Here is a 7335-nt window from a genome sequence, read left to right as displayed (position 1 = left end):
TGAATTACGAATCGTAAGGCTAAAATTACAATCCTTTAAGACTTTTTGTGAGGACTCTTGCCACACACATTTAAAAACTTGCTTGGGGGGGAAATATAAGGTATAATTTATCCAAAACTTCAATAGAGAGAGGCGCAATCAAGGAGAACTATGCGACAAACGATAGATTTACTTAAAGCACATAATGAGCTAAAAATCATCACAGAGCCCTTAGATGTAGAGCTAGAGATTCCGCATTTGGCATATTTGGAAGTGAAACATAAAAATTCCAAAGCTCTGCTTTTTACTAATCCTGTGGATAGGGCGCGGCAGATTAGCTATGAAACCCCTGTGCTAATGAATCTTTTTGGCAGTTTTTCTCGTGTGCAGTTGCTTGTAGGCGATACGCAAGGAATCGCACAAGAGGTAGCAGAACTTATCAAGCTTAAGCCCCCAAAATCCTTAAAAGAAGCTTTGAAAATTGCCCCAAAAATGTTGAATTTGCGCTTTTTAGCTCCTAAAACTATCAAAGAAAAGGGCTTGTGCCAAGAAGTTATTTCAAGGGGGGCGGAAGTAGATTTAAGCACAATCCCGATTCTTAAAACTTGGAGTGAAGATGGGGGGAGATTTATCACAATGGGGCAATGTTATACACAGAGTTTAGATGGTAGTGTGAGGAATCTTGGTATGTATCGTTTGCAGGTGTATGATAAAAATCATCTAGGATTGCATTGGCAAGTGCATAAGGATAGCGTGAGTTTGTTAGAGGAATACCATAAAGCAAACAAAAAAATGCCTGTGAGCATCGCAATTGGTGGCGATCCTCTCTATACTTGGTGCGCTACTGCACCTTTGCCTTATGGCTTATTTGAATTAATGCTGTATGGATTTATCCGCAAAAACCGTGCAAAAATGGTACGTTGCGTTAGCAATGAGCTTTGCGTGCCTTATGATGCGGATTTTGTGATTGAAGGATTTGTTGAGCCTAGTGCAATGCGTGAGGAGGGGAGATTTGGCGACCATACGGGATTCTATACCCCCATTGAACCTTATCCGGTGTTAGAAGTGAGTGCAATCACGCACAAGAAAAATCCTATTTATCTTGCGACGGTTGTCGGTAAGCCACCTTTGGAGGATAAATATTTAGGATTTCCCACAGAGCGAATCTTTTTGCCTCTTTTGCAAACCACAACCCCCAATTTGATAGACTATTATATGCCTGAAAATGGCGTGTTTCATAATCTGATTTTGGCTAAAATCAAAGCGCGTTTTCCCCATATTGCCCAGCAGAGTATGCACGCATTTTGGGGTGTGGGGCAGATGAGTTTTGTCAAACACGCGATTTTTGTAGGAGAAAATGCGCCAAGTTTGCAAAGTGCAGAGATTATTCCTTATATTCTCAATCGTTTTTCAGTGCAGAATTGCCTAATGAGTGAGGGAGTATGTGATGCGCTAGACCACGCTTCGCCTAGTTTTGCGCAAGGTGGAAAATTGGGCTTAGATTGTACTCGTGAGGACGAAATAGAAAGTACATTGGAATTTGCAAGTGAGGAGCAATTATATAAAATATTGAGCGAAATTTTGCGTGTTAGCGGAGAAGTGAAATGTGTGCGACAAATTTATCAGGACACAAGGAATCCTATTGTATTGGTTGGAATAGACAAAAAAGAAAGTCTTAAAAAAGCATTTTTGGCACTAGAGCAAGCAAATTTGGAGAGCCTACCCTCTGCAGATATAGAATCTCTACAAAGATTTTTGCGTATTGTGGTGATTGTGGATTTTGCTAAAAACGATTTGGAAAATCTTTATATGTTGCTTTGGCGCGTGGTGAATAATACAGACGCAAAACGTGATATAAAAATCATTGGTAAAACTTTATTGCTTGATGCGTGCGATAAGGGCTTGTGTGATGATTATATGCGTGAGTGGCCAAAAGAAACGGATTGCACACGCGAAGTTTTAGACAAGCTAGAAAGGCTTGGATTATTAAGTGATTTTGGAGATTTAGAAAGTTTTTATCGCACCTTTCATATTGATAAATCCTATGATTCCAAAATGTGAAGTTTTACTTGACAATTTTAAAGTAGAATTTCAATCTATAAATTTACAGAATTTAAGGATTGTAAATGAGTGGAAATGCGCAGGTAAAAATTGAAAGTAAAACGCGTAAGAATTGGTTGAAAGACTTGAAATTAGAAATTATGGAGTTGCGTTATCAAGGGTTGCAAGACAATGTAATTAAAAAGAATATGCACAAAAAATTTCGGGAATATTCTAGCGCGACAGAACTTTTTGTCGGGTTTGTATTTTTCATCGTTTTGTTAAATCTTGTGGGTTTTGGGTTGCATATTGGCTATGCAGTTTTGATGTGGGAAGCGCATATTTATGAGTTTAGCACAAGCTTTTCTCCTTATGTATCAATGTTGATTTTTGGGGTTTTATGCATTGTGCTTGTGGGACTTTTTATCTTTTGGTTACATTTTTTCATAGATTTTTTGAAATTTTATAAAACACTTGATGATGCATTAGAAGAACAATTTTATTTGAAACTCATCAAAATGTTTTTACTTTTGGGCTTGATTGGATTTGTAGTTTTTATGATTATGGTGTTTTTTGTAGGAATGCAAATCGCAGAAGTCTATGGAATGCCATTAGGAAGTAGTCTTTATGAGATTTTAGGAGAAATTTTTGATTGAGATAGGAATTTGCAAAGAGTTAAAAATTGTCCGTTTTGCTAAAGTGGGTGCTTATTTGCAAAGTGGGCAAGAAGAGGTGTTGTTGCCAAACAAATATTTACCCATAGGTGCAAAAATAGAAGATAAGATTTTGGTATTTTTATACACAGATTCGCAGGACCGCCCCATAGCTACAACCTTAATACCCAAAGCACAAAGGGGAGAAATCGCGGTTTTGAAAGTGGTGGATAAAAACAATTTTGGTTGCTTTTTGGATTTGGGAATCGCCAAAGATGTGTTTATGCCGACTAAGACACCTCAAAAATATCCCTTAGGTTCTCAAGTGGCAGTTTTTTTAAGTGTAGATAGAGAGAATCGTTTGCTTGCAAAAGAAAACATTAAACCTTATTTGAGCAATTTTTGTGAGAATCTTACGAATCTGAAAGCAGGGTTTAAGGTCAGGATTCTACCTTTTAGAATCACTCCTTTGGGTTATGAATGTGTGGTGAATGGGGTGAATTTGGGATTGATTTATCAAAATGAAATATTTGGAGAATTCCCCCTTTTTAATGAGGGCGAAGGATATATTAAACGTATTTATTCCAATGGCAAATGTGATTTAAGTTTAAAACACCCTAAGAAAAAAAATTCAACATCGCAAGAAAGCGGAAAAGTCTTAGAGATTCTGCGCCAAAAAGGTGGAAAGTTGAATCTACATTATGATAGCAAGCCAAGTGAGATTCAATCTGTGTGCGCAATGAGCAAAAAGGCTTTTAAGCATACCTTGAGTATTTTATTAGAAGAAAATAAAATCACTCTAAAGCCAAAAGTTGGCATTGAACTAAAGAAATCTTCTACTTTATTGTAAAATCCCATTGCATAGTGTGTAATTTTTCTTAGAATTATTTATAGAAAGGAAATTTATTTACTATAAAACGAAATTATAAGCAAAATTTTTTCAAAAATGTTTCTTTTTGTATCATTTAAACTTCCAAGAAAAGAGAGATAGAATATTTTAAAAAGTAATAGAAAATTTGACTTTTTATAAAGTTTTTAAGGTAGTGATTCTTTTTAGAATGATGTTCTTAATATGAAATTAAAGTCAATCTTTGTGCCTTATTTTGTGATTTTCTTTTAAAATTTAAGAGAATTACGCTAAGATACGCAAGAAAGTTTTATAACTTAAAGGTTTGCAAGTGTCGCATTTAGATATTTCTCATCCATATTTTGGTGTATTCGTTATTTTTGTTTTTACTTTTGGTGCGTTTTTAATGACAACTTTTCTTTCGCGATTCGTGGGGAGAAAATTGGCAAATAAAAACACGCAAAAGCTAAAACTAGCCCCCTATGAATGTGGTTTAGCACCCACTAAGCAGCCCAATAGAATTTCATCGCAATTTTATATTATGGCATTGTTGTTTATCCTTTTTGATGTGGAGATTATTTTTATGTTTCCTTGGGCTGTGGATTTTAAGGTGCTTGGTGCTTTTGGCTTTATTGAAATGGTTTTATTTGTTTTGTTGCTTGTGATTGGATTTGTTTATGCTTGGAGAAAAGGAGCTTTGAAATGGCAGAGCATGAAGTAGATTATCTTAAAGGCGGGGGTTTGCCTATTGCGCTAACGAGCGTAGATAAATTGTTGAATTGGGGGCGTAGTAATTCGCTTTGGGCGATGACTTATGGATTGGCTTGTTGTGCGATTGAAATGATGGCAACAGGTGCTAGTCGTTATGATTTTGATAGATTTGGGACAATTTTTAGGGCAAGTCCTAGACAAAGTGATGTGATGATTATTGCGGGCACTGTTACCAAAAAGCACGCACAATTTGTGAGACGTTTGTATGACCAAATGCCAGAACCTAAATGGGTGATTTCTATGGGAAGTTGTGCAAACACCGGTGGAATGTTTAATACTTATGCCACTGTGCAAGGCGTGGATAGGATTATTCCTGTGGATATTTATTTGCCGGGTTGCTCTCCGCGTCCAGAAACTTTGCAATATGCCCTTATGGTGCTTCAGCAAAAAATCCGCAAGCAAAAATCTAATCGTGTGCAGCCTCCTAAGCGTTTGGTATAAAGGAATAGTATGAGAAAATATAAACCCAAAAATAATGCGCAAAAAGAAGTTTATTATAAAGATAGATTTTATGTTTCCCCAAGAATCCCAAGAGAACCTATAACCAATGACGCTGTGTATTGCGCAGATGTAGAGATGTTGGGCAAACAAGTTAAAATCATAGAATCTTATCTTGAGCGTGGAACATTGGTAATATGGGTAGAAAAGGATTCTATTTATAGCACATTAGCAACTTTAAAAACAATCGGTTATGATGTCTTGAGTGAGCTTAGCGCAATAGATTATTTAGAACAAAAAGGAGGCTTTGAAATCTTTTATCAAATGCTCTCTTTAAGCCGTGCGAAACGTTTGCGGGTAAAGATTTTTTTAAGAAAAGGCGAAAAAATAGAATCTGTAACGGAATTATTTCGTAGTGCGGATTGGAGTGAGCGTGAAATGTATGATATGTTTGGGATTCTACCTTTAGGACACCCTTATCCTAAACGTATTTTAATGCCTGATGATTGGGTGGGACACCCTTTGCTTAAAAGCTATCCTTTGCAAGGAGATGAAGCAGCGCAATGGTATGAAGTGGATACAATCTTTGGTAAAGAGAATCGCGAAGTCATTGGTGTAGAACAAAGAGATTCCGCAAGGATTGACCGCTATGATTCTACGCGATTCTCTCATTTGGGTTATGAAGTGGAATATGGACAAAAAATAGAAAAAGGAGCAGAGAAGCCCCAGCCCATTGCCTATCAAGAGGAGGAAGGTGTGTTGTTTGTAACCAAACTAAAGCCGGAAAATTCCAAAGAACTTAAAGAGAGGAAGTAAGATGCAGCAACCCAATAAATTAATGCCATTTTATGAAAATATTGCTTTTGACCGCATAAGTGATAATACAATGGTAATCAATTTTGGTCCTCAACACCCAAGTGCGCACGGGCAGTTGCGTTTGATTTTGGAATTAGAAGGCGAAAAAGTAATCAAGGCAACTCCTGATGTGGGATATTTGCACCGTGGAATGGAAAAAATGGCAGAAAATATGATTTATAATGAGTTTTTGCCCACGACAGATAGAATGGATTATATTGCTGCAAGCTCCAACAACTATGCTTTTGCATTAAGCGTAGAAAAATTATTGGGTGTAGAAGTGCCTAGACGAGCAAAAGTGATTCGCACAATGCTTTTGGAACTCAATCGCATTATTTCTCATCTCTTTTGGCTTGCAACACACGCACTAGATGTGGGGGCAATGAGTATTTTCCTCTATTGCTTTAGAGAGCGTGAATTTGGCATTGATTTGATTGAGGATTATTGTGGTGCAAGATTAACGCATTCTAGTGTTAGAATTGGCGGAGTGCCATTGGATTTGCCACAAGGTTGGATTGAAAAGTTAAAGGCTTATTTGGAGCTGTTGCCAAGCCAAATTAAGCTTTATGAGGGAATCTTAAGCGAAAATAGAATTTGGCGTATGCGTTTAGAAAATGTGGGTATTGTAAGCCCTGAAATGGCAAAAAGCTGGGGATTAAGTGGGGTTTTGTTGCGTGGAAGTGGAATTGCTTGGGACATTCGTAAAGAAGAACCTTATGAACTTTATAATGAGTTAGAGTTTGATGTGCCTGTGGGAGAGAGTAATGATAGCTATGGACGCTATTTACTCTATATGGAAGAAATGCGTCAGAGTATTAGAATCTTATATCAACTGATAGATAAATATCAAGATACCGATACGCTTTTAATGTGTGAGGATACGCGTTATTTTTCTGCTCCAAAAGAACAAATTATGACACAAAATTATTCTTTAATGCAGCATTTTGTTTTGGTTACACAAGGAATGCGCCCTCCTGTTGGCGAAGTATATGTTCCAACAGAATCGCCAAAGGGTGAGTTGGGATTCTTTATCCGCTCGGAGGGCGAGCCTTATCCCTATCGTGTAAAAATGCGCACCCCTAGTTTTTTCCATACAGGAGTGTTGCAAGATTTATTGCCCGGACATTATTTAGCCGATGTTGTAACGATTATTGGGAATACAAACATTGTATTTGGAGAGATTGACCGATGAAACGTTTTGATTTGCGCCATTTAAAAAATGATTTTTGTCCGCGCTTAAAAGCCATTTTGGACAATGAATTAGAAAAAGGAGAAGTAGGAATCTTTTTGTTTGAAGTATTGGACTTTGATAATGTGCAAAAGAGTGCAGATTTAGTGAAACAAAGTGGCAATACATTATTAAATTCTTTGCGATTTAATGAAGTGGATTGGACAATTATGGTGAGAAAAGAAACTACAAAGGTTGCGGAATGAGCGCATTGGTAGAATCTTTTTTGGCAAATGATGGAAAGGCGCATTTTATTGAATCCTTAGAAAAAAACACATTAAAGGACAAAAATATTCTACTTTTGGGCGGATTTGTAGAGGAATTTGCTTGTGTATTGCAGCAACAAGGAGTAGATTTAAAAGTTTTGGAATCGCAAGATGATTGTGAGGATTCCATTCAAGTTTTTTTGCTCCACCCCTTAAACTTCAATCCTTATCCGAAACTTTTGCATTTTCTTTATGAAGTGGGCTGCGAAGAAGCAATTGTCGCTTTGCTTTGTAACGCATTTTATGATACTTCTAATG

The 7335-nt window shown here is 37.0% G+C and carries 8 protein-coding genes and 1 pseudogene; all 9 read left to right on the top strand.

Features of this window, described 5'->3' with window-relative positions; translation table 11 throughout:
• Window positions 1-150: 150 nt before the first annotated feature.
• The gene (locus Q1553_RS04685; RefSeq protein ID WP_115552234.1) at window positions 151-2040 is read left to right on the top strand and encodes a menaquinone biosynthesis decarboxylase; all 1890 of its coding nucleotides are present in this window, start codon (window positions 151-153) and stop codon (window positions 2038-2040) included.
• A gap of 65 nt (window positions 2041-2105) precedes the next feature.
• A complete protein-coding gene (locus Q1553_RS04680) occupies window positions 2106-2675 on the top strand; it encodes a hypothetical protein (protein WP_297570424.1) in 570 nt (189 codons plus the stop codon).
• Window positions 2668-3522, top strand: coding sequence for a S1-like domain-containing RNA-binding protein (locus Q1553_RS04675; RefSeq protein ID WP_297731015.1), 855 nt, complete (start codon window positions 2668-2670; stop codon window positions 3520-3522). The genes Q1553_RS04680 and Q1553_RS04675 overlap by 8 nt, the downstream gene beginning before the upstream one ends.
• 328 nt (window positions 3523-3850) lie before the next feature.
• Window positions 3851-4240, top strand: coding sequence for an NAD(P)H-quinone oxidoreductase subunit 3 (locus tag Q1553_RS04670; RefSeq protein WP_115552232.1), 390 nt, complete (start codon window positions 3851-3853; stop codon window positions 4238-4240).
• Window positions 4222-4731 carry an NADH-quinone oxidoreductase subunit B gene (locus Q1553_RS04665; RefSeq protein WP_115552231.1) on the top strand — a complete coding sequence of 170 codons (510 nt, stop codon included), beginning with the start codon at window positions 4222-4224 and terminating at the stop codon, window positions 4729-4731. The genes Q1553_RS04670 and Q1553_RS04665 overlap by 19 nt, the downstream gene beginning before the upstream one ends.
• 9 nt (window positions 4732-4740) lie before the next feature.
• Window positions 4741-5544, top strand: coding sequence for an NADH-quinone oxidoreductase subunit C (locus Q1553_RS04660; RefSeq protein WP_297570421.1), 804 nt, complete (start codon window positions 4741-4743; stop codon window positions 5542-5544).
• A gap of 1 nt (window position 5545) precedes the next feature.
• Entirely contained in the window at window positions 5546-6775 is a 1230-nt protein-coding gene (nuoD, locus tag Q1553_RS04655) for an NADH dehydrogenase (quinone) subunit D (RefSeq protein WP_115552229.1), read from the top strand.
• Window positions 6772-7017, top strand: coding sequence for an NADH-ubiquinone oxidoreductase subunit E family protein (locus tag Q1553_RS04650; protein WP_115552228.1), 246 nt, complete (start codon window positions 6772-6774; stop codon window positions 7015-7017). Before nuoD ends, Q1553_RS04650 begins: the two co-directional genes overlap by 4 nt.
• Window positions 7014-7335, top strand: a pseudogene (locus tag Q1553_RS04645) (hypothetical protein); the annotation flags it as partial. The gene Q1553_RS04650 and the pseudogene Q1553_RS04645, both read left to right, overlap by 4 nt.

The organism is Helicobacter sp. UBA3407, from assembly GCF_949747025.1.
GTDB lineage: Bacteria > Campylobacterota > Campylobacteria > Campylobacterales > Helicobacteraceae > Helicobacter_D > Helicobacter_D ganmani.
The sequence above is the reverse complement of the archived record's forward strand: the minus strand, read 5'-3'. Positions and strand labels throughout refer to the sequence as shown.

Bases quoted from the DNA above. Each gene is read 5' to 3' on its own strand.
- Q1553_RS04685 (WP_115552234.1), top strand. From the start codon at position 151: ATGCGACAAACGATAGATTTACTTAAAGCACATAATGAGCTAAAAATC.
- Q1553_RS04680 (WP_297570424.1), top strand. From the start codon at position 2,106: ATGAGTGGAAATGCGCAGGTAAAAATTGAAAGTAAAACGCGTAAGAAT.
- Q1553_RS04665 (WP_115552231.1), top strand. From the start codon at position 4,222: ATGGCAGAGCATGAAGTAGATTATCTTAAAGGCGGGGGTTTGCCTATT.
- Q1553_RS04660 (WP_297570421.1), top strand. From the start codon at position 4,741: ATGAGAAAATATAAACCCAAAAATAATGCGCAAAAAGAAGTTTATTAT.
- nuoD (WP_115552229.1), top strand. From the start codon at position 5,546: ATGCAGCAACCCAATAAATTAATGCCATTTTATGAAAATATTGCTTTT.
- Q1553_RS04650 (WP_115552228.1), top strand. From the start codon at position 6,772: ATGAAACGTTTTGATTTGCGCCATTTAAAAAATGATTTTTGTCCGCGC.